The 24,000-nt window shown below is 69.3% G+C and carries 20 protein-coding genes; 2 read left to right on the top strand and 18 right to left on the bottom strand.

The features are described from left to right. Positions 1–5 precede the first annotated feature (5 nt). From FHX60_RS05700 to FHX60_RS05635, 14 genes are all read right to left on the bottom strand, one after another. Positions 6–461 carry a hypothetical protein gene (locus FHX60_RS05700; RefSeq protein ID WP_183282720.1) on the bottom strand — a complete coding sequence of 152 codons (456 nt, stop codon included), beginning with the start codon at positions 459–461 and terminating at the stop codon, positions 6–8. After that, positions 451–1,827, bottom strand: a complete 1,377-nt coding sequence (locus FHX60_RS05695; RefSeq protein WP_183282719.1) for a phosphatase PAP2/dual specificity phosphatase family protein — start codon at positions 1,825–1,827, stop codon at positions 451–453. Before FHX60_RS05695 ends, FHX60_RS05700 begins: the two co-directional genes overlap by 11 nt. Continuing rightward, a complete protein-coding gene (locus FHX60_RS05690) occupies positions 1,824–3,593 on the bottom strand; it encodes a bifunctional alpha/beta hydrolase/class I SAM-dependent methyltransferase (protein ID WP_183282718.1) in 1,770 nt (589 codons plus the stop codon). Before FHX60_RS05690 ends, FHX60_RS05695 begins: the two co-directional genes overlap by 4 nt. Before the next feature lie 4 nt (positions 3,594–3,597). Continuing rightward, positions 3,598–4,224: a CDP-alcohol phosphatidyltransferase family protein gene (locus tag FHX60_RS05685; RefSeq protein ID WP_092308722.1), complete on the bottom strand. Its 627-nt coding sequence runs from the start codon at positions 4,222–4,224 to the stop codon at positions 3,598–3,600. Between the two features lie 196 nt (positions 4,225–4,420). Beyond that, positions 4,421–5,491, bottom strand: a complete 1,071-nt coding sequence (locus FHX60_RS05680; RefSeq protein WP_183282717.1) for a M14 family metallopeptidase — start codon at positions 5,489–5,491, stop codon at positions 4,421–4,423. Positions 5,492–5,554: 63 nt separating this feature from the next. Continuing rightward, positions 5,555–6,319 (bottom strand): hypothetical protein, encoded by a 765-nt coding sequence (locus FHX60_RS05675; RefSeq protein ID WP_183282716.1) that lies wholly within the window; start codon positions 6,317–6,319, stop codon positions 5,555–5,557. An 84-nt stretch (positions 6,320–6,403) separates the two neighbouring features. Next, complete coding sequence (locus FHX60_RS05670; RefSeq protein ID WP_112774182.1) at positions 6,404–7,222, bottom strand: M55 family metallopeptidase; 819 nt, start codon at positions 7,220–7,222, stop codon at positions 6,404–6,406. Further along, positions 7,222–8,268, bottom strand: a complete 1,047-nt coding sequence (locus FHX60_RS05665) for a DmpA family aminopeptidase (protein ID WP_183282715.1) — start codon at positions 8,266–8,268, stop codon at positions 7,222–7,224. Before FHX60_RS05665 ends, FHX60_RS05670 begins: the two co-directional genes overlap by 1 nt. A 2-nt stretch (positions 8,269–8,270) precedes the next feature. Further along, complete coding sequence (gsiD, locus tag FHX60_RS05660; protein WP_092308737.1) at positions 8,271–9,185, bottom strand: glutathione ABC transporter permease GsiD; 915 nt, start codon at positions 9,183–9,185, stop codon at positions 8,271–8,273. Between the two features lie 7 nt (positions 9,186–9,192). Then, a complete protein-coding gene (gene gsiC, locus FHX60_RS05655) occupies positions 9,193–10,113 on the bottom strand; it encodes a glutathione ABC transporter permease GsiC (RefSeq protein WP_112774180.1) in 921 nt (306 codons plus the stop codon). A 156-nt stretch (positions 10,114–10,269) separates the two neighbouring features. Further along, positions 10,270–11,838, bottom strand: coding sequence for a glutathione ABC transporter substrate-binding protein GsiB (gene gsiB, locus FHX60_RS05650; RefSeq protein WP_183282714.1), 1,569 nt, complete (start codon positions 11,836–11,838; stop codon positions 10,270–10,272). A gap of 38 nt (positions 11,839–11,876) precedes the next feature. Continuing rightward, positions 11,877–13,781 (bottom strand): dipeptide ABC transporter ATP-binding protein, encoded by a 1,905-nt coding sequence (locus FHX60_RS05645; RefSeq protein ID WP_112774178.1) that lies wholly within the window; start codon positions 13,779–13,781, stop codon positions 11,877–11,879. 48 nt (positions 13,782–13,829) lie between these two features. After that, positions 13,830–14,801 carry an isoaspartyl peptidase/L-asparaginase family protein gene (locus FHX60_RS05640; protein ID WP_183282713.1) on the bottom strand — a complete coding sequence of 324 codons (972 nt, stop codon included), beginning with the start codon at positions 14,799–14,801 and terminating at the stop codon, positions 13,830–13,832. Between the two features lie 16 nt (positions 14,802–14,817). Continuing rightward, positions 14,818–15,780 (bottom strand): MurR/RpiR family transcriptional regulator, encoded by a 963-nt coding sequence (locus tag FHX60_RS05635; RefSeq protein ID WP_183282712.1) that lies wholly within the window; start codon positions 15,778–15,780, stop codon positions 14,818–14,820. Positions 15,781–16,074: 294 nt separating this feature from the next. On the opposite strand from FHX60_RS05635, the gene FHX60_RS05630 reads away from it, so the two are divergent. Further along, positions 16,075–18,009 carry an ATP-binding cassette domain-containing protein gene (locus FHX60_RS05630; RefSeq protein WP_183282711.1) on the top strand — a complete coding sequence of 645 codons (1,935 nt, stop codon included), beginning with the start codon at positions 16,075–16,077 and terminating at the stop codon, positions 18,007–18,009. A 232-nt stretch (positions 18,010–18,241) separates the two neighbouring features. Here the strand turns inward: FHX60_RS05630 and FHX60_RS05625 are convergent, their stop codons facing one another. From FHX60_RS05625 to alr, 4 genes are all read right to left on the bottom strand, one after another. Beyond that, complete coding sequence (locus FHX60_RS05625; protein WP_092309772.1) at positions 18,242–18,727, bottom strand: disulfide bond formation protein B; 486 nt, start codon at positions 18,725–18,727, stop codon at positions 18,242–18,244. Positions 18,728–18,872: 145 nt separating this feature from the next. Then, positions 18,873–19,436 (bottom strand): GNAT family N-acetyltransferase, encoded by a 564-nt coding sequence (locus tag FHX60_RS05620; protein WP_112774174.1) that lies wholly within the window; start codon positions 19,434–19,436, stop codon positions 18,873–18,875. A gap of 3 nt (positions 19,437–19,439) precedes the next feature. Beyond that, the gene (gene radA / locus FHX60_RS05615; protein WP_183282710.1) at positions 19,440–20,801 is read right to left on the bottom strand and encodes a DNA repair protein RadA; all 1,362 of its coding nucleotides are present in this window, start codon (positions 20,799–20,801) and stop codon (positions 19,440–19,442) included. A 150-nt stretch (positions 20,802–20,951) separates the two neighbouring features. Continuing rightward, positions 20,952–22,073: an alanine racemase gene (gene alr / locus FHX60_RS05610; RefSeq protein ID WP_112774173.1), complete on the bottom strand. Its 1,122-nt coding sequence runs from the start codon at positions 22,071–22,073 to the stop codon at positions 20,952–20,954. Between the two features lie 580 nt (positions 22,074–22,653). Between alr and lplT the strand changes: the two genes are divergently transcribed. After that, entirely contained in the window at positions 22,654–23,973 is a 1,320-nt protein-coding gene (gene lplT / locus FHX60_RS05605) for a lysophospholipid transporter LplT (RefSeq protein WP_092308765.1), read from the top strand. Positions 23,974–24,000: the final 27 nt, after the last annotated feature.

Here is a 24,000-nt window from a genome sequence, read left to right as displayed (position 1 = left end):
GTTGGTTACCTCAGGATCAGCGATAGCAAGGCCAGCAGCAGCTGGCACACGGCCAGCACGGCGCTGGCGCGTACCAGGCGCAGCGCGCCGCGGGCGCGTTCGGTCAAGGGGCGCGCGGCACGCCCGGCGGGCATCCAGCCCAGTTCGAGCAGCGCGGCATCGAGTCTGGCCAGGCCGGGCCGGTCCGACGCGCCGGCGGCGAGCGCACCGAACAGGCGATGGTCGATCGCGACGCGCAGCAGCAGCCAGAGCTGGGGCAGCGCCAGCAGCAACGCCAGCGCCGCCGGCCAGCGCGAGATCGCGTTGCCCGCGCCCAGCCACGCCGCCAGCATGCCGAACGCCAGTCCGGCCGCGCCGATCCACGCGGCCCCCGCCAGCGCGCCCGTCACCGCGTGCGCAATCCAGGCGTCGGTGCCTTGCACGAACTCAGGGTCCCGGTCAGCGGCCCGGTCAGCGGCCATCGCCAGGCTCCTCGGCAGCGGCACGATCCAGGCAACGCTGCAGCGATTCGACGTGCTCGGAGCCGAGCACCACCGCCGGCCGATGCCGGCGCAGTGCCGCCAGCGCGGCGCCGGCATCGCGCAGCCCCTGCCGCCGCGCCAGCCACGCCGCCGCCACCAGCGCGCTGCGCGAATAGCCCAGCGCACAGCTGACCAGCACGCCGCGTCCCTGCCGCTGCCAGGCGTCGAGCTGCGCCACCGCCAGCGCCAGCTGCTGCGGCGTCGGCACGGTCAGGTCCAGCACGGGTATGCAGCGATAGGCGAGTCCGGGCGCCGCGGCCGCGCGCGGCAGCTCGGCGCTGAGGTCAAGCACGGCATCTGCGCCGAGCGCGCGCAGCTCGGAGCGCGTCGGAAAGCGGCCCACCCAGACACCCGGCGCGATCGCGCTGGCCTGCGGCGCGCGCCGCGTCCACCAGCGCGAGTTGAGGAAGGCGCCCAGCAGGTAAGGCGCGAGCACCCAGCGCGCGGCCGGCGCCATCTTGCCGTCGGCATCCTTCTGGAACCACGCCGGCGCCGCCAGCGCGTAGATGCGCGCCACGCAGGCCAGCGCCAGCGCGGCCCACAGCAGCAGGAACGCCAGCGTCACCGATGCCCCCACCGCCAGCACCGCGCACAGCAGCGCCACCAGCGCGCCCACGCCGTAGCGGCGCGACAGCTGCCGCGAGCGCGCATCGGGCGCTCCGGCCGCGGCTGCGGGCAGCTGCATCGGCAACAGGTAAACGCACAGCCAGCCCACCAGCGCGCCGGTGGGCACGTCGATCAGGTGATGTTGCCAGGTGGTCAGCACCGAGATCCCGATCAGCGCAAACCAGCCGTGCAGCAGCCAGCGCCAGCCGCCGCGCAGGTGTGCCGCGAAGGCGACCCACAGGATCACCAGCAGGCTGATATGCAGCGACGGCGCCTGGTTGAACGGCAGGTCGAAGCCGCCCAGCAGCGTGAACAGCTGGCCCGGCAGGCCGTCGGCAGCGGGCCGCGCGAAGCTGAAGCGCAGCGGGAAAGCGATAAAGCACGCCACCGATACCAGTTGCGCCAGCACCAGCCGCTTCACGTGCGTCAGCAGCGCCGCGCGGCTGCGCCACAGGAAGAACGAGATGCCATACAGCAGGTCGATCGACCAGTACGGCACGATGGTCCAGGGCAGGAACGGAATGCCCCGCTCCCATTCGAAGTGGAACGACGGCACGTCGGCGCGCTGGCTCGCCAGCCAGTTGGCGAAGCCATAGCTGGAAAAGAAGAACGCGCCGGCCAGCGCCAGCAGCAGGCACGCCAGGCCCCACGGCCGCCGCGCATGCACCGCGGCGCCGGCCTGCGTCGGCACCGTGCTCATGCGCCGCGCCTGCGCGCCAGGCTGACGGTGAAGATGCCCCACGGGTCGATGCGCTGGGTTACCTTGTCGAAGCCGGCGGCCCGCACCAGTTCATCCATCTCGGCCTGCGAGCGGCGCCGCATCACCCAGGCGGCGCCGGCGCGATGGCTGGTCAGCGCGCGCGCGATGAATTCCAGCTGCGGATGCCAGGGCTGGCCGGTGTAGACCAGGTAGCCGCCCGGCGGCACCGCGCGCGCCAGGCCGTCGAGCGAGCGCCGCACCATGGCGTTGTCGGGGAACAGCTCGTACAGGCCGGACACCACCGCCAGCGTCGGCGCCGGCGCCAGCGCGGCCAGGCTGTCGCCGTCGAAGGCATCGCCCTGCTCGAAGCGGGCCACGCCCTGCAGGCCCTTGGCGGCAATCAGCGCGCGGCCCTGCTCCACGTTCAGCGCGCTGTAGTCGCGCAGCAGGATCGACTCGACCGCGCCCGCGCCGCCCTCCAGCGCGCCCAGCGCTTCCAGCACGTAGCGGCCATGGCCGGCGGCGATATCGACCATGCGCACCGGCATGCCGGCCGCGCGCAGGCGCCGCACCGCCTCGGCGATCAGCGCCTCGGCGTGGACCTTGCGCTGGCGGATGCCGCGCCAGCCGATCGCGTCCAGGTATTGCCGGTCGGCCAGCCGGCCCGGCGCGCCGCGGCCGGACGGCGTGTTGCGGTAAACGTAGTCGAGCGTCGAGCCCGAGTCGAAGCCGGTCTGATGGCCCAGCCGCACCCCGTCCGACAGCATCCCGCCCAGTTTCAGGTTGGCCCGCGCCGCGCGCCAGTACCAGGCCGCCAGCGCGCCCGGCGCCGATGCCAGCCGGTCCGCCTCCTCGCGGAACGGGCCGATCTGGTCGGCATCGAGCAGCGAGCGCGGCGCCGACGGCGTGTCGAATTCGCGCAGGATAAAGCGGCGCGCGGCATCCACCGCCAGCTTGCGGTCGCGCTCGCCGAGGGTGTCGTGGTAGAAGCCGTCCAGCACGATGCGCTCCTTGGTGCGCGCGCCCAGGCGCTCATAGAAGCGGTCCTGCGGTCCGCGGTGCACGACCCAGTCGGCGCCGGAGATCAGCAACTGCGTCGGCACCGTGATCGCGGCCGCATCGGCGACGATGCGCTCGGCGGTCTGGTACAGGTCGAGCAGGATATTGACCGCGATCGGGCGCGTGATCAGCGGATCGCTGTCATAGCTGGCGATGCGCTCGGGATCGTGGGTCAGGAACCTTGCCTTGACGTAGCTGTTGACGAAGAACTTGCCGCGCAGGCGCTGCATCAGCTTCAGCCCCGGCCGCGCGAACGGCACGTACAGCTTGACCTTGAACGCCGGCGACGCCAGCACCAGCGCGCGGATCGGCGGCGCGTAGTCGTGTACCCAGGTCGCGGCCAGCACCGCGCCCACGCTCTGCGCGACCACCGCGGTGTGTTCCAGCGCGATGCCATGGACTTCGGCGATATGCGCGGTAAAGGTCTGGATGTCGCGCACGGAATCGGCCAGGCTGGGGCTGTAGCCGCGTTCGCCGGGCGAATTGCCATGGCCGCGCGCATCCCAGGCAAAGATGTCGTAGCCGGGCAGGTTGAGCTCGTCGGCAAGGTGGGCGACCCGGCCGGAATGCTCGTGGCCGCGGTGGAACAGCACCACGGCGCCGCGCGCCGGGCCCTCCACCGCGGGCCAGTGGCGGTAGAACAGCGCCTGGCCGTCGTGGGTCTCGAACTGCCGCTGCAGCGGCTGGCGGGAAGACGGTCGGTCCATCGCGCTACTCCGCCAGGCGGGAGTGTGCCTCGGCAATGCCGCGGCGCACCCGGTTGGCCATCGTGAACAACGACAACAGCGACAGCAGCAGCCACAGCCAGCTGGCGGCCGTGCCGAAGCCCAGCCCCAGGCCGGCCCACAGCGCGATCGCGCCGACCGCGAAGGCCCGGTCGCTCTTGCCGAGCGGGCCGTCGTAGCGCCGGCTGGCGCCGGCCAGCGGCCCGATCAGTCCGGCCGCCTCGACCAGCAGCGCCAGCAGCGCGAAGGTGCCCACCTGCCCCAGGCTGAAGCCGGGCAGCGCGGCCAGCGGCAGGATCAGCGCCAGGTCCGAGACCATGTCGCCGAGCTCGTTCAGGTAGGCGCCCAGCACGCTCTGCTGGCCATGCTCGCGCGCCAGCATGCCGTCGATGGCGTTGAGCGCCATGCGCCCGAACAACCACAGCGGGAACAGCAGGAACAGCGCCGGGGTCTCGGCCACCAGCATGCCCAGCGTGGCCAGCACGCCCACCGCCAGCGATCCCGCGGCAGCGGCCAGCGTGACCTGGTTGGCGGTCACGCCTCGATGCGCCAGGTCTTGCACCATGGGGCGCAGCCAGGCCTGGAACCTGGGTTTCAGTTCATAGAGCGTCATCGCGCCGGCCTCCCTGCCGAGCAGATGCCGGAGGCGCACCGCGCGGCGGCCGCTTCCGTCTTGTTCTTGGTGTTGGTCTGGCTCCTGGCCCGGCCGCGGCATACCCCGCCCAGGGCATCGCGGCAGTGCCTGGCTCGGCACTCTACCGCCAAGCCCGGACAATACCAGATGACGCCTGCGGCCTGAACCCCACTCGCTAGGCGGACGCGATCGTGCTGCGCACGGCGTCGGTCACCTGCGCCACCACGCCGTCGCGCCAGTCGTCGGCATCGCCGTAGAAGGCGCGCCACATCGCCTGGCGCACCAGCGCGCGCTGGTTCTCGTCGGCCTCGGGATGCCGGTGCAGCCAGTGGTCGCCGCGCAGGGCGTCGAGCACCTCGCCCACCGGCAGCGTGCCGAACTCGAGCGCGATGCCGGCGTAGTCCATCGCCGGCAGGGTCTGCGGCACGGCGTGCCAGGCCAGACCGGTCAGGTTGGCCGAGGTCGACGAGCCATCGTAGATCGAGGTCACGCGCTCGCCCCAGATGGCGCGCGTGCGCCGGATCGATTCCGGCGTGTCCGGGCCCATGTGGATGGGCTCGCCGTAGCCCCACGGGCCCAGGCCGGTATGGATGTCGATCCAGCGCAGCGCCGCGCGGCCGGCGCCGAAGCGCGCCAGGATGCGGCACAGCGTGTAGTTGCTCCAGGTAGCCTTGTCGCCGCCGTAGAACATGCCGCCCGGATCCTGGTACTGGCCGCTGCTGACCGCGGCCTGGTACCACGCCATGCCGCGCTCGGCGACCGCCTTCATCAGCTGTGCCTGGTCGGCCTCCGACGGCGGCCATTGCGCCGGCAGCAGCAGCGGCGCGATTTCGGCATAGGCGGCGTTATGCGGCAGCGGCTGCGAGAAATCCATGAAGTTGCGGTTCAGGTCGACGTTGTCCTCGTTGACCCGGCGCAGGTGCGAGAAGCCATAGGGATTGACCGCGTGCACCAGCAGCAGGCAGGCATCGGCGGCGGCGCAATCGGCAAGCAGCGCGGCGTCGTGCAGCAGCGCCGCCTGCGCTCCGGAGCCGGCAAAGCCCTCGGCACCGTGCGTGCCCGAGGTCACCAAGATGCAGCGCCCGGCCTCGGGCGCGCCGGCCAGCGCCACGTCGATCGCCAGGTCTTCGCCGGCGCTGCCGCGCCGGGTGGGATGCGGAAATTGCGCCAGGGCGGCGCCCGCGGCGCGGGCAGCGTCCAGGAAGGTCTGGCGCGCTTCGGCGTAGCTGCGAGAAAAATGGCTCATGGCGTCACCCGCGGATGCGATGCAGGCATTAGACGCCAATTCGGCGGGTCTCGCCAGTCGCGGCTAGAACAGCGAACCGGACTGGGATCTGCCCGCCGCGGGGAGCGGCTCGGGCTCGGGCCCCCAGATGCCGGCCGACGTGAACGCCTGCGGATGCATGGCGATCCCGGCCGCGGCCAGCTGCCCTGCGGTCAGCACCAGGTGCCGCGCCAGCCAGTCATGCAGGCTGCGCAGGAAGCGGACGTTGTCGACGCTGGTCGACGCCGCGATCAGCCGTTCCAGCTTCACGTGGGCGGTATAGACATCGAGCAGGTTGGTCGCGCGCAGGCGCGGCGGCGTCGACCGGCTGCGCTCGATCGCCAGGATGCGGCGCACCTGCGCCGGGGCGAGATCGCCGCTGCGCTGGTATTGCGCGTAGACGTCCTCCAGCGCCGGGAAGCGCACGGTGGGCTGCACGCGCGGCACCGCGGCCACCTTCTCCATGCGCAGCACCAGGTAGCGGATCGCCGCGGCGCGTTCGGCCGCACGGGCCTGCGCGGGGTCGCGCCGGCGCGGGCCGGCGGGCAGCTCCGGCAAGGCCGTGCGCGGCACCACGTCGCGCTCGGTGTAGTCGGGCACCTGCCGCAGCAGGGCCGGCTGCGCCAGCGCGGCGCGCGCGCAGTCCTCGCCGAACGGGTATTCGTGCCCGGCGGCGTCGCGCAGGATATAAGCCTGGCCTTCGGGAAAGCCGTGATGGCGGCGGCTGGCGCCGCGCGCGTGGCAGCGTGTGGCCGGATCGACGAAATCCTTGCGTACGGGGATCCAGCCGCCGTCGTGTGCCTGGGTCATGCGTTGCGGTGATGCGTGGAGATGGCTCGACCCGCCATTGTCGCCGATCTGCGCAACGTGGCCGGACCGCCGCGCTGCGCCGGCCTACTTCAGCATGAACGACATCGCCGACAGGCAGTTCAGCATGCGCACCGCGGCCTGCACCGAATCGGCCTGGAACGACAGCGTCACGCCGTCGCGCCGCTCCAGCGTGGGCCACTGGCAGAACAGGTCGGCATGCGCCGGCGTCTGGGTCTGCAGGGTGCAGGCCACCGGCGCGGCGATGCGCAGGCATTGCGCCTGCGCGCGCTCGCGCACCGCGGCCGCTGCCGCCGCGGCGATGGCTGCGCGCGCGGCCGCCGGCGACAGCGAGGCGCCGCTGCCGAAGCCGCCCGCGGTCTTGGTCTCGACATAGCGCACCCACGGCATCAGCGCGTGGGTTTCCTGCACGAACACGTCGTCGCCGCTGGCCATCAGCACCGGCGCACCGAATTCGCCGGCGAGCGCGGCGTACAGCCCGGCTTCGCCGAGCTCCTTGCCATTGAGCCAGACCCGCGCAAAGGCGCCGCTGTTGATGGTGTGCGCGAGCACGCCGCGGCTCTGCGCTCGGCCGTGGTAGCCGATCATCAGCACGCCGTCGACGCCGGCCTCGACGCCCGCCATCATGCCCAGGTAGCGCGGCTTGCCCAACACCACCCGCGCGCGCGGATCGAGCTGGTCGGGCAGCAGGTTGCGGAAACCGCCGTGCGAATCGTTGACCAGCACCTCGGCCGCGCCGCCGGCAAAGGCGCCTTCGATGGCCGCGTTGGCCTCGCCCGTCATCCAGGCGCGGGCGCGTTCATACTCGCCGTTGCCGGCGCGGGTCTGCTCGGCGTGGAAGACGCCGGCCACGCCTTCGATATCGGTGGAAACAAGGATCTTCATCAGCAGCTCTGGCGCAGTTCGGGCATCACGTCGGGCAGCGCGGCGCGGCCGTGGCCGTCGCGGCCGTGCACCGGCACGGCATGCCACAGGGCATGCAGGATGGCCTGCTCGACGCTGTCGGCCGCGGCCCGGAACAGCGGGTCGAGCAGGGTTTCATGCAGCAGCGCAATGGCCGGCATCGGCCGCGCCGCGTCGTCGGGCACGGTGTACGCCGTCGAGAACGCCAGCGCGATATCGCCGGAGCCATGCCCGAACACCGAACCGCTGCGCGCCAGCCCGGCGCCGGCGCGCAGCGACAGCCGGCGCAGCTGGCGCGCGTCCAGCGGCGCATCGGTGGCAACGACCATGATGATCGATCCCTTCTCCGATTCCGGCGCGCCAGCGGGCAGCGCCAGCCGGCGTGCCAGTTCGGGGCCGACCAGCCGGCCGCTCACGGTCAGCGATTCCGGCGTGCCGAAATTGGCCAGCACCAGCGCACCGACGCGATGGCCGCCGGCCACGCGCGAAGCCGAGCCGATGCCGCCCTTGACGCCGAACGCCGACATGCCGCGGCCGGCGCCCACGGCACCCTGTGCGAATCCGGCTCCCGCGTCGGCCAGCGCTGCATCGTAGTGCGAGCCCGCCACCGCCATGCGCTGGATATCGTTCAGGTAGCCGTCATTGCATTCGAACACCAGCGGATTGACGGTCGGCAGCGCGCGGCCGATTGCCGGGTTGGCTGCCACCGCCGCGCGGATCTGCGCCTGCGCCACGGCACCGACGGCAAAGGTATTGGTCAGGGCCACCGGGGTTTCCAGCACGCCCAGCTCGTCCACCTGCACCAGCCCGACGCTCTTGCCGAAGCCGTTGAGTACGGTGGCCGCGGCGGGCACCTTGTCGCGGTACGGATCGCCGCCATGCGGGCGGATCACGGTCACGCCGGTCTGCACCCCGCCCTCGGCCAGCGTGCAGTGGCCGACGGTGACGCCGCTGACGTCGGCAATGCTGTCCAGCGGCCCCGCGGGCAGGCTGCCGACGCGCGGCACGCCAGGGTTGGAGGCACGCATCTTCAGCGTCGGTCGATCTTGGGGTCGAGCGCGTCGCGCAGCCCGTCGCCCAGCAGGTTGAAGGCCAGCACGGTCAGGAAGATCGCCAGGCTGGGGAAGATCGCCACATGCGGAGCTGTGACCATGTCGGCGCGCGCCTCGTTGAGCATCGCGCCCCATTCCGGCGTGGGCGGCTGCGCACCCAGGCCGAGGAACGAGAGGCTGGCCGCGGTGATGATCGAGGTGCCGATCCGCATCGAGAAATACACCACGATCGACGACACCGTGCCCGGCAGGATATGGCGCATCAGGATAGTCCAGTCCGACGCGCCGATGCTGCGCGCGGCCTCGACGTAGGTCAGCCGCTTGAGCATCAGCGTATTGCCGCGCACCAGCCGCGCGAACGCGGGGATGCTGAAGATGGCGACGGCGAAGATCACGTTGGTCATGCCGTTGCCGAGAATGGCGACGATGCCGATCGCCAGCAGGATGCCGGGGAAGGCAAACAGCACGTCGGAGATGCGCATCACGATGCGGTCCCACCAGCCTTCGTAGTAGCCGGCCAGCAGGCCCAGCACGGTGCCGATCACCGCGCCGATGATCACCGACAGGAAGCCCGCCGCCAGCGAGATGCGCGTGCCGGCCAGGATGCGGCTGAAGATATCGCGCCCGAGCGAATCGACGCCCATCCAGTGCGCGGCCGACGGGCCGGCGTTGAGCGCGTCGTAGTCGAAGAAGTTTTCGGGGTCGTACGGCACGATATGCGGGGCCAGGATCGCGACCAGCACCAGCAGCAGCACGAACGCGCCCGCGCCGAGCGCCAGGTGCTGCTTGCGGAATTTGCGCCAGAACTCGGTCCAGGGCGTGCGCACGGCTTCCGGCGCGGAGGCGGTGGCGGATGCCGCTTGCGCCGCGGCGGGCGTGGAAAGCTCAGTCATGCCGGCCTCACTTGTAGCGGATGGTGGGATTGATCACGGTGTAGAGCATGTCCACCACCAGATTGATCAGGATGAATTCGAGCGAGAACAGCAGCACCTCGGCCTGGATGACCGGGTAGTCGCGCATCTCGACGGCATCGACCAGCAGTCGTCCCAGGCCCGGCCAGTTGAACACCTTCTCGACCACGATCGAGCCGCCCAGCAGGAAGCCGAACTGCAGGCCCATCATGGTCACCACCGGGATCATGGCGTTGCGCAGGCCATGCTTGGCCACCACCAGCGTCTCGCGCACGCCCTTGGCGCGGGCGGTGCGGATAAAGTCTTCCTGCAGCACCTCGACGAACGAAGCCCGGGTAAAGCGCGCCATCACCGCCGCCACCGCGGCGCCCAGCGTGACCGAGGGCAACACGTAGTGCTGCCAGCTGTCGGCGCCGATCGAGGGCAGCCAGCCCAGCTGCACCGAGAACACCTCCATCAGCAGCATGCCCAGCGCGAAGGCCGGGAAGGAAATCCCGGAAACCGCCAGCGTCATGCCGAAGCGGTCCGGCCAGCGGTTGCGCCACACCGCCGAGCTGATGCCGATGGCCATGCCGAACACCACCGCCCACGCCATCGACGCCACCGTCAGCAGCAGCGTCGGCATGAAGCGGTCGCCGATCTCCTCGCTCACCGGGCGCTTGGTGCGCAGCGAATTGCCGAACTCGCCGCGCAACGCATTGGAGAAGAAATTGACGAACTGCTCGTGCAAGGGCCGGTCCAGGCCCAGGTCCTTGCGCACCAGTTCGACCGTGGCCGAGTCAGCCTCCGGACCCGCCGCCAGGCGCGCCGGATCGCCCGGCAGCAGGTGGACGAACAGGAACACCAGCACCGCCACGATCAGCAGCGTGGGGATCACGCCCAGCACACGTTTGAGGAAGTAATTCAGCATCACACACCATGAAGAAAGGCCGCGGGCCGCCCGCCTGCGAACCCCGCGTCGCGAGGCAGGCGGCCGCTCTCGGCTTACTGCTCTACTGCTCTGTTGGACGGCTTGTCGCGGCGCGGAGGAAGCTGGTGCTGCAAGCGCCGGCCCGCACATTCCCGATCACTGCTTGATATCGATCTCGTCAAAATTGAACGACCCGTCCGGCATCACGTACGCGCCGCTCATGCGCTTGCTGCGCGCGAACAGCACCTTCTCGGTCACCAGGAAGGCCCAGGGCGCGTCCTTCCAGATGCGTTCCTGCGCGTCCTTGTACAGCCGCGCCTTCTCGCCGCGGTCGGTGGTGCGCAGCGCGCCGGCGATATCCGCGTCGACCTGCTCGTTCTTGTAGTAGGCGGTGTTCAGCAGCTTGGGCGGCATCGATTCCGAGGCCAGCAGCGGACGCAGGGCCCAGTCGGATTCACCGGTCGACGACGACCAGCCCACGTAGTAGATGCGCACGCCGGCGTCTTCGGGCTTGGGCACGCTCTCGACCTTCTCCACGCGCTGGCCGGCTTCCAGCGCCTGCACCTGCGCCTTGATGCCGACCTGCTGCAGCTGCTGCTGCACGAACTGGATCACCTTCTGCGCGGTGGTGTGGTTGTACGCCGACCACAGCGTGGTCTCGAAGCCGTTGGGGTAGCCGGCTTCCTTCAGCAGCGCGCGCGCCTTGGCCGGGTCATACGGCCACGGGCCCAGCTTCTCGGCATAGTCCACGCCGTGCGGCACCACGCCCTCGGCCGGCACCGCGTAGCCCGCAAAGGCCACCTTGGCCAGCGCCTCCTTGTTGATGGCGTAGTTGATGGCCTGGCGCACCTTGGGGTCGTTGAACGGCTTGACCATGGTGTTCATGGTCAGGTAGCGCTGGATGATCGACGGTGCCGCGATCAGGTCGACCTTGGCGCTGCTCTTCAGCACCGCTGCCTGCTCGAACGGAATGCTGAAGGCAAAGTCCGCCTCGCCGGTCTGCATGATGGCGGCGCGGGTGTTGTTGTCGACCACCGGCTTCCAGGTGATGGTGTCGATCTTGGGGTAGCCGCTCTTCCAGTAGCCGGCAAACTTCCTGCCCTTCAGGTGGTCGGGCTGCTTCCATTCGACGAACTCGAACGGACCGGTACCCACCGGATGGAAGGCAATGTCCTTGCCGTACTTCTGCAGCGCGGCCGGCGAGATCATCACCGCCGACGGATGCGCCAGCACGTTGATGAACGGCGAGAACGGCTCCTTCAGCGTGACCTTGACGGTATTGGCGTCGACCACGTCGGTCTTCGCCACGCGGTTGAACAGCGTGTAGCGCTTGAGCTTGTTGGCCGGGTTGGTGACGCGGTCCAGGTTGGCCTTGACGGCGGCGGCATCGAAGGTGGTGCCGTCGTGGAACTTGATGCCCTTCTTCAGCTTGATGGTGTAGGTCAGGCCGTCCTTGCTGGCCTCGTAGCTGTCGGCCAGCACGTTGACCAGTTTCATGTCCTTATCCAGCCCGAACAGGCCCTGGTAGAACGACTTGCTCGCGGCTTGCGATAGCGTGTCGTTGGAATCGTACGGATCGAGCGTGGTGAAAGTCGAGTACACCGCCATCACGGCATCCTTGGCGGCAAGGGCCGGGGTCGCGGACAGCATGCCCAGGACACTGCCGACAAAGGCGCCGGCGATCCATCGTGGCGCAACCCGTGGCGAAACCATACGTGCAGACATTGTCGATTCTCCTTGGTAATTTGGTGACTTCCAGAACTTCAATAAGCGCCGCCAACGGCGTGCCGCGCAACAAAATGGCCGAGCGCCCCGCTGCCCGCGACCGGCACCAGCGGCTGCACCACCGGCTCGTCGCCGACCGCGCGGATCGGGCTGGGGATCTCGTCGTTCAGCGGCTCGCGCCGCAGGTGGCGCCGCGCCGGGTCGGCGATCGGCACCGCCGACATCAGCTTCTTCGTGTACGGGTGCTGCGGGTTCTCGAAGATCGCGCGGCGCGGGCCGATCTCGACGATCTGGCCCAGGTACATCACCGCGACCCGGTGGCTGACGCGCTCCACCACCGCCATGTCGTGCGAGATGAACAGGAAGGCAATGCCGAGCTCGCGCTGCAGGTCCAGCATCAGGTTGACGATCTGGGCCTGGATCGACACGTCCAGCGCCGACACCGATTCATCCGCCACCACCACCTTGGGGTTCAGCGCCAGCGCGCGCGCAATGCAGATCCGCTGGCGCTGGCCGCCGGAAAACTCGTGCGGATAGCGCGCCGCGTGCGACGGGTCCAGCCCCACCTTGTCGAGCAGCCAGGCCACGCGCTGCTCGGCCTCCTTGCCGCTGGCAACCTTGTGCACCAGCAGCGGCTCCATGATCGAATAGCCGACCGGCACGCGCGGATCGAGCGACGCGAACGGGTCCTGGAAGATGAACTGGATATTGCGGCGCAGGGTCTGCAGCGCCGGTCCTTCCATCTTGCTGATGTTCTGCCCGTTGAATTCGATGGTGCCGCTCTGGCTTTCCACCAGGCGCAGCAGCGAGCGGCCGGTGGTGGACTTGCCGCAGCCGGATTCCCCCACCAGCGCCAGCGTCTCGCCGGGATAGAGGTCGAAGCTGACCTGTTCCACCGCATGCACGCGCCGCGTCACGCGGCCGAACAGGCCGCCGGGCACGTCGAAGCGCGTGACCAGGTCCTGCACCCGCAGGATCGGCGCCACGCCGGGCGCCACCGTATCCTGCGGCGCGGCCGGCTCGGGGCTGGCGCGGTCGAGCCGCAGCAGCGGGAACTTGGCCGGCAGGTCGGTGCCGCGCATGGCGCCCAGGCGCGGCACCGCCGACAGCAGCGCGCGCGTGTAGGGGTGGGCCGGGGCGCGGAACACGTCGTCCGAGGTGCCCTCTTCCACCTTCTCGCCGCGGTACATCACCAGCACGCGGTCGGCCACCTCGGCCACCACGCCCATGTCGTGGGTGATGAAGACCACGCCCATCTGCATCTCGGCCTGCAGGCCGCGGATCAGCTGCAGGATCTCGGCCTGGATGGTCACGTCCAGCGCCGTGGTGGGCTCGTCGGCAATCAGCAGCGCCGGCTTGCACGACAGCGCCATTGCGATCATCACGCGCTGGCGCATGCCGCCGGACAGCTGGTGCGGATAGCGCTCGAGCACGCGCCGCGCTTCGGGGATGCGCACCAGCTCCAGCATGCGCAGCGCCTCGGCCCGTGCTGCCGCGCGGCTCTTGCCCTGGTGCAGGCGGATCGATTCCGCGATCTGCTCGCCCACCGGGAACACCGGGTTGAGCGAGGTCATCGGCTCCTGGAAGATCATCGCCACGTCGGCGCCGCGCACGCTGCGCAGCGTGGCGTTGTCGGTGCGCGCCAGGTCGATCACCTCGCCGCCGCGCCGGCGCAGCGCCATGCTGCCCGACGCGATCTTGCCGCCGCCATGCTCGACCAGCCGCATCAGCGCCAGCGAGGTCACCGACTTGCCCGAGCCCGACTCGCCCACCACCGCGAGCGTTTCGCCGCGGTCGACATGGAAGGACAGGTTGCGCACGGCCTCGACGGTGCGCTCGGAGGTGGCGAAGCGCACGGTGAGCCCGTCGACCTGGACCACGCGCTCAGGCGGCAGGACCAGGCCAGATACGGGAACGCGCGCGGGGGCTGCGGTAGTGACCACGGGTACTCCTTGTATGGCGGGATGCGGGACAGGCTGGTGCGCGGCGCTTCAGCCGTAGATCGACACGTCGACGGCCTCGCCCACCCGGGCGAAACCGCGGTACATGCCTTCGGTGTTGAATGGCAGCGTGACGTTGCCGGCGCGGTCCACCGCGATCAGGCCGCCGCGGCCCTGGATCGCCGGCAGCTTCTCCATCACCACGCGCCGCGCCGCCTCTTCGAGCGACACGCCGGCATAGCGCATCTGCGCCGCGACATCGTGCGCGGCCACGGTGCGGATAAACATCTCGCCGGTGCCGGTGGCGGACACCGCCGCGACGTCGTCGGCATAGCAGCCCGCGCCGATCAGGGGCGTATCGCCGACGCGGCCCACCTGCTTGTTGGTGACGCCGCCGGTGGACGTGGCCGCGGCGAGGTTGCCGCGGCTGTCGCGGGCGACCGCGCCCACGGTGCCGAACTTGCTGTCGGGATCGATCGGCTCCGTGCCGCGCGCCTGCTGCGCGGCCAGCGCGGCGGCGTCGTGGTCGAGCAGGGCCATGCCGGCGTTGGCGCGCGCACGCTGCCACTGGTCGTGGCGGGCCTGGGTGAAGTAGTACTCCGCCTCTACCAGTTCCAGCCCCCGCGCCTGCGCGAAGGCCTCGGCCCCGGCGCCGGCAAACAGCACGTGTTCGCTGTGCTCCAGCACTGCGCGCGCGGCCAGCACCGGGTTGCGCAGGCGCGTGACGCAGGCCACCGCGCCGGCATCGAGGGTGGCACCATCCATTACCGCCGCATCCAGTTCATAGGTGCCGGCATGGGTCAGCACCGCGCCCTTGCCGGCGTTGAACAGCGGGCACTCTTCGAGCAGGCGCACCGCCTCGGTGACGGCATCGAGCGCGCTGCCGCCATCGGCCAGGATGCGCTGGCCGGCTTGCAGCGCGTGTTGCAGCGCTTCGATGTATTCGCGTTCGCGGGCCGCATCCATCGCCGCGCGGGTGATGGTGCCGGCGCCGCCGTGGATGGCAATGACAGCTGCTTGCATAAGGAGACTCGGGGATTCAGGACTTGCGGGTGTTGGACGACCGCGCGCGGCGCGCGCCGGTCTTGGCTTCGGTGGATGGCACTGGCATCGGCGCGGCGCGGCGCGCGGGCTCGGCCTCGGGCGTGCCATACAGCCACGGCAGCAGGAATTCGGTCATTTCGGCGGCGGCCTTGACCGGTCGTTCGGCCCGGTGCGCCACTGCGCCGCACAGCGCCTCGATCAGCGCCAGCACGGTGGCATCGGAGTTGGCCGAGAGGCGGTTGCCGGCCTGCGCATACAGCGCGATATCGGCCAGCGGCGCCAGCGGCGAGGTCGGGCCATCGGTCAGCGCCAGCACCTGCCCGCCACGCAGCTTTGCGCGCTGGGCCAGTTCGATGGTGTCGGTGACGTAGCGCGGAAAGGCAATCACGATCAGCAGGTCGCTCGGCTGCAGCTTGAACAGCTGCCGCGCCGCATGCGAGGCGCCGCCCGCGCCCGCCACCGAGGTCACCATGCGGCAATGCATTTCCAGCCCGTGCTGCAGCAGGCCCGCAAGGAAACCGCTGGCGCCGAAGCCCGCCACGTAGACGCGCTGCGCGGCGAGGATCGCCGCCACCGCGCGCTCGCACGCGGTCGGGTCGATATTGCGCCGGGTGGCTTCGGCATTGGCCGCGGCATCTTCCAGCGAGGCCGCGAAGACTTCGGCGGCGGTGGCGGGCCGCTCGAGCTCGCTGCGCAGCCGCTCCACCGGCGCCAGCGTGGCTTCGAAACCGCGCACCAGTTCGGCCCGGAACTGCGGATAGCCGTCGAATCCCAGCGCCCGCGCAAAGCGGTTGGCCGTCGCCACCGAGACCTCCACGGCCGCGGCAAATTCATCGATGCGCATGGTCGCCGCGCGAAACAGGTTGGCGAGCACGTATTCCGCCATGCGGCGGTGCGCCGGCGTCAGCGCCGGCAGGCTGCGTGCAATGCGGTCCGAGATCGAATGGCCAATGGGCATGGTGAAAGCGGCTGGTCTGGGCAGCGCGTCATGGTGCGCTTCGTTGTGAAAATGAATTTACACGCAACCGACTTTCAAGAAAATAGAGTTTTGCCAGACCGAGGGTAATCCCTAGATTTGTCCACCTTGCCGGCACTTTCGCGGTGCACGCGCCGACCCGCTTTGGCGCGGCGCCTGCACCGGCACGGCGTGCGGCGCACCGGAAACGCTACAATGCGGGCCAGCGCCACAGCGCCGGCCCCGGCCCGCGTTCACGGCGCTTTTTCTGTTTTTCACTCAGGCATTTCCCCTCTCGTGATCCGAATCGACCAGCTAGTCCTTCAGCGCGGCACCAAGGTGCTGTTCGACCACACCAGCGTGACGCTCAACCCGGGCGAGCGTGTGGGCCTCGTCGGCGCCAACGGCAGCGGCAAGTCGACGCTGTTCGCGCTGCTGCGCGGCGAACTGCATCCGGACGGGGGCGATGTCAGCGTGCCGGCGCAGTGGCGGGTCGCCCACGTGGCGCAGGAAACGCCGGCGGTCAGCCGCACCGCGGTCGACTACGTGATCGATGGCGACACCCGCCTGCGCGAGATCGAGGCCGCCATTGCCGCGGCCCAGGCCAGCGGCGACGGCAGCGCCGAAGGCGAAGCCCACGCCGCCTATGCCGATGCCGACGGCTACACCGCGCCGGCGCGCGCCGAGGCCCTGCTGCTGGGCCTGGGCTTCACGCTGGCGCAGGTGTCGCAGCCGGTGGCGTCGTTCTCGGGCGGCTGGCGCATGCGCCTGAACCTGGCGCAGGCGCTGATGTGCCCGTCGGACCTGCTGCTGCTCGACGAACCGACCAACCACCTGGACCTGGACGCCATCGTCTGGCTGGAAGACTGGCTGGCGCGCTATCCCGGCACGCTGGTGATGATTTCGCACGACCGCGAATTCCTCGACGCGATCTGCAATGTCACGGTGCATATCGAGAACCAGCAGCTGCGCCGCTACGGCGGCAACTACACGCTGTTCGAGACCCTGCGGCTGCAGCAGATGGCGCAGCAGCAGGCGGCCTACGTGCGCCAGCAGAAGGAAATCGCGCACCTGGAATCGTTCATCACCCGCTTCAAGGCCAAGGCGACCAAGGCGCGCCAGGCGCAAAGCCGGGTCAAGGCGCTGGAGAAGATGGAGCGGCTCGCGCCGGTGCACGTCGCCGCCGGCTTTGCCTTCGAGTTCCGCGAACCGGATGCCGCGCCCAACCCGATGATGGTGCTCGACGGCGTCGATTGCGGCTATGCCGAAGCCGATCCGCCCGTCACCATCCTGCACAACCTGGCGCTGTCGATCCAGAACGGCCAGCGCATCGGCCTGCTGGGCGCGAACGGCCAGGGCAAGTCGACGCTGGTCAAGACCCTGGCTGGCACCCAGGATCCGCTCGAGGGCAACCTGCGCCTGGGCAAGGGGCTGCAGATCGGCTACTTCGCCCAGCACCAGCTGGAAACGCTGCGCGACCACGACTCCGCGCTGCAGCACCTCGCGCGCCTGGCGCCCGACGTGCGCGAGCAGGAACTGCGCGACTTCCTCGGCAGCTTCAACTTCCGCGGCGACATGGCGACCACGCCGATCGAGCCCTTCTCCGGCGGTGAAAAGGCCCGGCTGGCGCTGGCGCTGATCGTCTGGCAGAAGCCCAACCTGCTGCTGCTCGACGAGCCGACCAACCACCTCGACCTCGATACGCGCGAGGCGCTGACCATGGCGCTGGCGCAGTTCGAAGGCACGCTGATCCTGGTCTCGCACGACCGGCACCTGCTGCGCGCCACCGCCGACCAGTTCATGCTGGTGGCCGACGGCACCATCCGGCCGTTCGACGGCGACCTCGACGACTACCGCGACTGGCTGCTGCAGCAGGCCGCGGCCAAGCGCAACGCCGCGGTCGCGGCGCACCAGTCCGAAGCCGCCGGCGATGCCGCGGCAACGGTCAACCGCAAGGACCAGCGCCGCGCCGAAGCGGACGAGCGCCAGCGGCTGTCGGCGCTGCGCAAGCCGCTGACGAAGGAACTGGAAAAGGTGGAAAAGCGCATGGCGGTGCTGCAGGCCGCCAAGGTGGAGATCGACCGGTTCATGGCCGATGAAAGCAGCTATGCCGAGGCCAACAAGACGAAGCTGATGGAGATGCTCAAGCGCCAGGGCGAGGTCAACGGCGAACTCGAGACGCTGGAAGAAAAGTGGCTGGAGCTGCAGGAGCAGATCGAGCAGATTGCCTGATCGGATTCGGCGATGGTTTGCTCCCCTCTCCCGCTTGCGGGAGAGGGGCCGGGGGAGAGGGCCGGCGCGTGGCAAGCATCGCGCCGCGTCACTTCGTGGATGCGCTGCCCTCTCCCCCGCCCCTCTCCCGGAGGGAGAGGGGAGCGAACCCTCAGAACAGGGACGCCGCGATAGGCCCAATAAAAAAACCGGCGCACCCAGCGCCGGTTTTTCATTCGCACTCCGCCATCCCTCAGCGGAAATTCTTCTCCCTCCGGATCAGCCCCACCGCCAGCGTCAGCGTCAGGATAAACAGCCAGATCAGCGACCATGCCGGCACCGACAGCCCCAGCACCGGCGGCAGCGGCGCGGTGCACAGGCCGTCGGAGTAGAACAGCTGCGGCAGCACCTTGGCGGTGGGCAGCGCATTGACCCAGTTCTCGAGCGGATCGATGCCGCACGAGGCCTTGGGATTGAGCAGCAGCGACACGTGATAGACCGCCACCGCGATGCCGGCGATGCCGGACAGCATGCCCAGCCCCTGCCACAGCGAGCGCGTGTTCTGCGCCACCGCAGCCAGCAGCGAGAACACGCCGATGCCGATGAAGGCGAAGCGCTGCATCACGCAGAGCGGACAAGGCTGGTAGCCCTTTTCGAACTGCAGGTAGAGCGCAACGCCGACCAGGGCGAACGAGACGATGGCAATCAGCAGGAAATAGGGGCGGGAATTGGCTTGCATCATTGGAACTCAGGTGATCCGGTAAATCGTTGCCGTCAGTGCGAGGCGCGGCTGTGCTGCGCATTATTACCGATTTTGCCGCGCCTGCCGTCGGCGCCACATGCGGCGCCGGCCTGCTGCCCGGTGGCGGACTGACGCATCGGCCTCATGCGCCCGCTGCCTGCCAGGCCGCGCGCGGCAAGCGGTACAGGCAATGCGGCCGCAACGGGTGCTGCGGCGGCAAGGCGGGATGATCGAAGCCCACCGCGTCCTGGCGCATGCCGAGCCGCTCCATCACTGCGCGCGAGCGGGCATTGGCGAGCGTGGTGAAGGCGACGATCTCGTCCAGCCCGAGGCGGCTGAAGCCGTAGGCAAGCGCGCCACGCGCCGCCTCGGTGGCGTAGCCCTGGCCCCAGGCGTGCCGCGCCAGCCGCCAGGCGATCTCCACGCACGGCGCGAACGGCAGCGTGGCGGCCGGCTCATGCAGTCCGACAAAGCCCAGGAAGGTATCGTCCGCCGTGCGTTCGGCGACCCAGACGCCCCACCCGTTCTGCGCGATCAGGCTGCGGCAGCGCCCGGCCATCGCATCGCTTTCGGCGCGCGACAGTGGGGCCGGGAAATAGCGCATCACCTGCGCATCGGCATTGAGCGCGGCAAACGGCGCAAGGTCTTCATCGCGCCACTGGCGCAGCCGCAAGCGGCCGGTCTCGAAGGCAATGCCGGTGTCCATGGCTCAGTCCAGGTGGCGAACGCGGTCGATGGCCTGCTCGATGCGCTCCACCGCGATCACTTCGAGCCCGTCGATCTTCTGTTTGGGCGCATTGGCCTTGGGGATCACGGCCAGCGTAAAGCCCAGCTTGGCCGCTTCCTTCAGGCGCTCCTGCCCGCGCGGGCTGGGGCGGATCTCGCCGGCCAGCCCCACTTCGCCGAACACCACCAGGCCGCGCGGCAGCGGCTTGTTGCGCATCGACGAGTGGATCGACAGCAGCACCGCCAGGTCCGCCGCGGGTTCGGTGATCTTGACCCCGCCTACCGCGTTCAGGAACACATCCTGGTCGAAGCAGGCGATGCCCGCGTGCCGGTGCAGCACGGCCAGCAGCAACGCCAGCCGGTTCTGCTCCAGCCCCACCGCCAGGCGGCGCGGGTTGGGCACATGCGCGGTATCGACCAGCGCCTGGATTTCCACCAGCAGCGGCCGCGTGCCTTCCTGCGTCACCAGCACGCACGAGCCCGGCACGGTCTCTTCGTGCTGCGACAGGAACAGCGCCGACGGATTGCTGATGCCGCGCAGGCCGCGCTCGGTCATCGCGAACACGCCCAGCTCGTTGACCGCGCCGAAGCGGTTCTTGAAGGCGCGGATCAGCCGGTGCGACGAATGGGTATCGCCTTCGAAATACAGCACCGTATCGACGATATGCTCGAGCACGCGCGGTCCCGCCAGGCTGCCTTCCTTGGTCACGTGGCCAACCAGGATGATGGTAATGCCGCTGCTCTTGGCAATGCGCGTGAGCTGCGCCGCGCATTCGCGCACCTGCGCCACCGACCCCGGCGCCGAAGTCAGCGCCTCGGAATACAGCGTCTGGATCGAATCGATCACCGCGACCTCGGGCTTTTCGGCTTCCAGCGTGGCCTGGATCTTCTCCAGCTGGATTTCGGCGAGCAGCCCCAGCGACGGGCTTTCCACGCCCAGGCGCTGCGCCCGCAGCGCGATCTGCGCGCCCGATTCCTCACCGCTGACATAGAGCACGCGGCGCTGCCCGGCCAGGTTGGCCAGCGCCTGCAGCAACAGCGTCGACTTGCCGATACCGGGGTCGCCGCCGATCAGCACCACGCCGCCCGACACCAGGCCGCCGCCCAGCACCCGGTCGAACTCGTCGATGCCGCTGGAAAAGCGCGGCACGTCGGCGGCGTCGATCTCGGCCAGCCTGCGTACCGTGGCCGATGCCGCCAGCGGCTGGAAGCGCTTGTTCGCGGCGGATTCCGCGACGGTCTCCACCAGCGTGTTCCACTGCTGGCAATGCGGGCACTGGCCGGCCCAGCGTGGCGTGGTGCCGCCGCATTCGGTACAGGTATAGACAGTCTTGCTCTTGGCCAACGGAGGTCCTTGCAGAAAGAATCGAGCCGGGCGTGAAGCGACCCGGCCCGCGGAGGTAGCGTAGTGGGCGAAGCGGCCTGAGGCAGCCAACGCGTGCTGAGCGTAACCGTGCGGCGCTGCGCCCGCATCCGCCCCGCTTGTCAGAGCAAATCAGGCGACCGCGGGCGCGGCGCTGTCCGATGCCGTGATGGTTGCCACCGTGGTCGGCACCCGCGGCGCCAGCGCGCACATCAGCTCGTAGCCGACCGTGCCGCTGGCCTGCGCCACTTCGTCGATCGGCAGGCCCTGGCCCCACAGCGTGACCGGGCTGCCGACCCGGGCCTTGGGGCACGGCGTCAGGTCGACGCACAGCATGTCCATCGACACGCGCCCGACCAGCTCGGTGCGCACGCCGTCGACCAGCACCGGCGCGCGCTGCTCGCCCCAGCCCGACGCGTGGCGCGGGTAGCCATCGGCATAGCCGCAGGCGACCACGCCGATACGCATCGGCCGCTCCGCGGTGAAGAGCGAACCATAGCCGACGGTATCGCCCGGCTGCAGGTCCTGCACCGCGATCAGTTCGCTCTGCAGCGACATCGCCGGCTGCAGCCCGGTGCCCGCGATATCGGCATCGCGCCCGGTGGGCGAGGCGCCGTACACGATGATGCCGGGGCGCACCCAGGCGCGGTGCGCCTGCGGGTGCCACAGCACCGCGGCGGAATTCGACAGGCTGGCCTCGCCCGGCAGGTTGGCGGTGGCGGCGTCGAAGGCCTCGATCTGGTGGGCGATGCCGCGCGGGCCGTCGGCATCGGAGAAATGCGTCATATGGACGATGCTGCCCACGCACGGCATGGCGCGCGCGCGCTCCCAGGCGGTGCGGTATTCCGCCGGATGGAAGCCGAGCCGGTTCATGCCGGTGTTGAGCTTGAGCTGGATTGCCAGCGGCCCCCTGGGGCGCGCGCTTTCCAGCATGCGCAGCTGCTCGTCGCAGTGGATCGCGGTGGTCAGCCGGTATTGCTCGATCAGGGCGATGTCCTGCGGCTGGAAGAAGCCCTCCAGCAGCAGGATCGGGCCCTGCCAGCCGAGGTCGCGCAGCAGCACGGCCTCATTCAGGTCCAGCAGGCCGAAGCCGTCGGCACCACGCAGTGCAGCAAACACGCGGCGGATGCCATGGCCGTAGGCGTTGGCCTTGACTACCGCCCAGACGCGCGAATCGGGCGCCTTGCGGCGGATCACGTCGAGATTGTTGGCCAGGGCGGGTTGGTGGATGACGGCTTGGATCGGTCTTGGCATTGGAAGTCACATCAGGGTAGCGGACAAAGCCGGCAGCGGCGCGGGCGGCTCATGCGCACCCAGCGGGCTGGAGGGACGGCTCTGCCTCAGTATCGATGGCGCAAACGTCACCTGTCGCTGTGCCGCAGCACGTAGCGGCGACGGCTTCGGCGACGGATATGCGGGATGCCCGCAATTGGCACGCCCGGGTATCCCAGTCACCATATCTCGCCGGGCGCACACCAGAACAGGGAAAGACCGGTCCGGCGGGCCGCGGTGGCAGCCGTTATTTGAACACATTCGGATGCTGTTGCCGGGGGTCATCAGGGAATCGGCAAGGCAATTTGCTGTCAAAAAGAGCCGTTGCCGGGGTTCGGGAATGTCATGTTTTCGTGATATAAAGCCGGACGCTCCGGCCATGTTCTAAAAGCGAAGCATTATGTCAATGACTGTCAGGCAGGCCTCACGGCGCCGCAGCGCAGCACCTACGACACAATTCGACACGGCCGCGGCACAAGGTTCCCTGCAAACCATGGCCTCTGCGGCCGGCACCAGCCTGGCCCCCCTGAATGGAGCGCGCGATGGAGAGAAAGTCGACAGCATGAAGAAGGGTTTTTACACCATCATGGCCGCGCAGTTTTTTTCCTCGCTGGCCGACAATGCCTTACTGATCGCCGCCATCGCCCTTCTCACCGAATTGCACTCCCCGCAGTGGATGACTCCGCTGCTCAAGCTGTTCTTCGTTCTTTCCTACGTCATTCTTGCCGCCTTCGTCGGCGCCTTCGCCGACTCGATGCCCAAGGGGCGGGTGATGCTCATCACCAACGCCATCAAGGTGGTCGGCTGCGCCATCATGATGTTCGGGCTGCACCCGCTCCTGGCCTACGGCGTGGTCGGCTTCGGCGCGGCGGCGTATTCGCCGGCCAAGTACGGCATCCTGACCGAGTTGCTGCCCCCCGAAAAACTGGTGCTGGCCAACGGCTGGATCGAAGGCCTGACGGTGGGTTCGATCATCCTCGGCACGGTGGTGGGCGGTGCGCTGATTTCCGTGCATGTCTCCGGCCTGCTGCTGCGCCTGGACGTGCCTTTCATCAATACCGGCATCGACACCCCGGCCGAGGCCGCGATGGTGGTGATCATGCTGTTCTATGTGATCGCTTCGCTGTTCAACCTGTTCATCCCGGACACCGGCGCCCGCTATCCGGCGCAGGAAAAGAACCCGATCAAGCTGATTGCCGAGTTCGGCGACTGCTTCCTGGCGCTGTGGCGCGACAAGCTGGGCCAGATTTCGCTGGCGGTGACCACGCTGTTCTGGGGCGTGGGCGCGACGCTGCAGTTCATCGTGCTGAAATGGGCCGAGAAATCGCTGGGCCTGAACCTGTCCCAGGGCGCGCTGCTGCAGGCCGTGGTGGCCGTGGGCGTGGCCGTCGGCGCGATCCTTGCGGCGGCGCGCATTCCGCTGCGCAAATCGCTGTCGGTGCTGCCGTTCGGCGTGGCGATGGGCGCCACGGTGATGGTGATGGCGTTCTACACCAAGGACGCGATGCCGCAGGTCACGCTCGACGTGCTGGGCCTGCACATGCCGCTCTACATGGCCATCGCCTACGTTTTCCTGATGCTGGTGGGCGCGATGTCGGGCTATTTCGTGGTGCCGATGAACGCGCTGCTGCAGCACCGCGGCCATGTGCTGCTGTCGGCCGGGCACTCGATCGCGGTGCAGAACTTCAATGAGAACGTCTCGGTGCTGCTGATGCTGTGCCTGTACGCGCTGCTGATCAAGCTCAACGTGCCGATCGGCGTGGTCATCATCGCGCTGGGCCTGTTTATCTGCGTGACCATGGCGCTGGTGCTCAAGCTGCACAAGTACAACGTGCGCACCTTCAACTCGCTGGCGATGATCGGCGAGGACAAGCACCACTAGCACCATCGCGGCGCGGCCGGCCAGCCC

Origin of the sequence: Cupriavidus alkaliphilus, assembly GCF_014191175.1 — a bacterium.
GTDB lineage: Bacteria > Pseudomonadota > Gammaproteobacteria > Burkholderiales > Burkholderiaceae > Cupriavidus > Cupriavidus alkaliphilus.
This window is presented reverse-complemented; position numbering and strand designations above follow the sequence as displayed.

Excerpts from the sequence above, each read along its gene's own strand:
- FHX60_RS05675 (WP_183282716.1), bottom strand. The coding sequence starts at position 6,319 with ATGACCCAGGCACACGACGGCGGCTGGATCCCCGTACGCAAGGATTTC.
- alr (WP_112774173.1), bottom strand. The coding sequence starts at position 22,073 with ATGCCAAGACCGATCCAAGCCGTCATCCACCAACCCGCCCTGGCCAAC.
- FHX60_RS05640 (WP_183282713.1), bottom strand. The coding sequence starts at position 14,801 with ATGCAAGCAGCTGTCATTGCCATCCACGGCGGCGCCGGCACCATCACC.
- gsiB (WP_183282714.1), bottom strand. The coding sequence starts at position 11,838 with ATGTCTGCACGTATGGTTTCGCCACGGGTTGCGCCACGATGGATCGCC.
- FHX60_RS05620 (WP_112774174.1), bottom strand. The coding sequence starts at position 19,436 with ATGGACACCGGCATTGCCTTCGAGACCGGCCGCTTGCGGCTGCGCCAG.
- FHX60_RS05700 (WP_183282720.1), bottom strand. The coding sequence starts at position 461 with ATGGCCGCTGACCGGGCCGCTGACCGGGACCCTGAGTTCGTGCAAGGC.
- FHX60_RS05665 (WP_183282715.1), bottom strand. The coding sequence starts at position 8,268 with ATGCGTGCCTCCAACCCTGGCGTGCCGCGCGTCGGCAGCCTGCCCGCG.
- FHX60_RS05685 (WP_092308722.1), bottom strand. The coding sequence starts at position 4,224 with ATGACGCTCTATGAACTGAAACCCAGGTTCCAGGCCTGGCTGCGCCCC.
- FHX60_RS05625 (WP_092309772.1), bottom strand. The coding sequence starts at position 18,727 with ATGCAAGCCAATTCCCGCCCCTATTTCCTGCTGATTGCCATCGTCTCG.
- FHX60_RS05680 (WP_183282717.1), bottom strand. The coding sequence starts at position 5,491 with ATGAGCCATTTTTCTCGCAGCTACGCCGAAGCGCGCCAGACCTTCCTG.
- FHX60_RS05670 (WP_112774182.1), bottom strand. The coding sequence starts at position 7,222 with ATGAAGATCCTTGTTTCCACCGATATCGAAGGCGTGGCCGGCGTCTTC.
- gsiD (WP_092308737.1), bottom strand. The coding sequence starts at position 9,185 with ATGACTGAGCTTTCCACGCCCGCCGCGGCGCAAGCGGCATCCGCCACC.
- gsiC (WP_112774180.1), bottom strand. The coding sequence starts at position 10,113 with ATGCTGAATTACTTCCTCAAACGTGTGCTGGGCGTGATCCCCACGCTG.
- FHX60_RS05690 (WP_183282718.1), bottom strand. The coding sequence starts at position 3,593 with ATGGACCGACCGTCTTCCCGCCAGCCGCTGCAGCGGCAGTTCGAGACC.
- FHX60_RS05695 (WP_183282719.1), bottom strand. The coding sequence starts at position 1,827 with ATGAGCACGGTGCCGACGCAGGCCGGCGCCGCGGTGCATGCGCGGCGG.
- lplT (WP_092308765.1), top strand. The coding sequence starts at position 22,654 with ATGAAGAAGGGTTTTTACACCATCATGGCCGCGCAGTTTTTTTCCTCG.
- FHX60_RS05635 (WP_183282712.1), bottom strand. The coding sequence starts at position 15,780 with ATGCCCATTGGCCATTCGATCTCGGACCGCATTGCACGCAGCCTGCCG.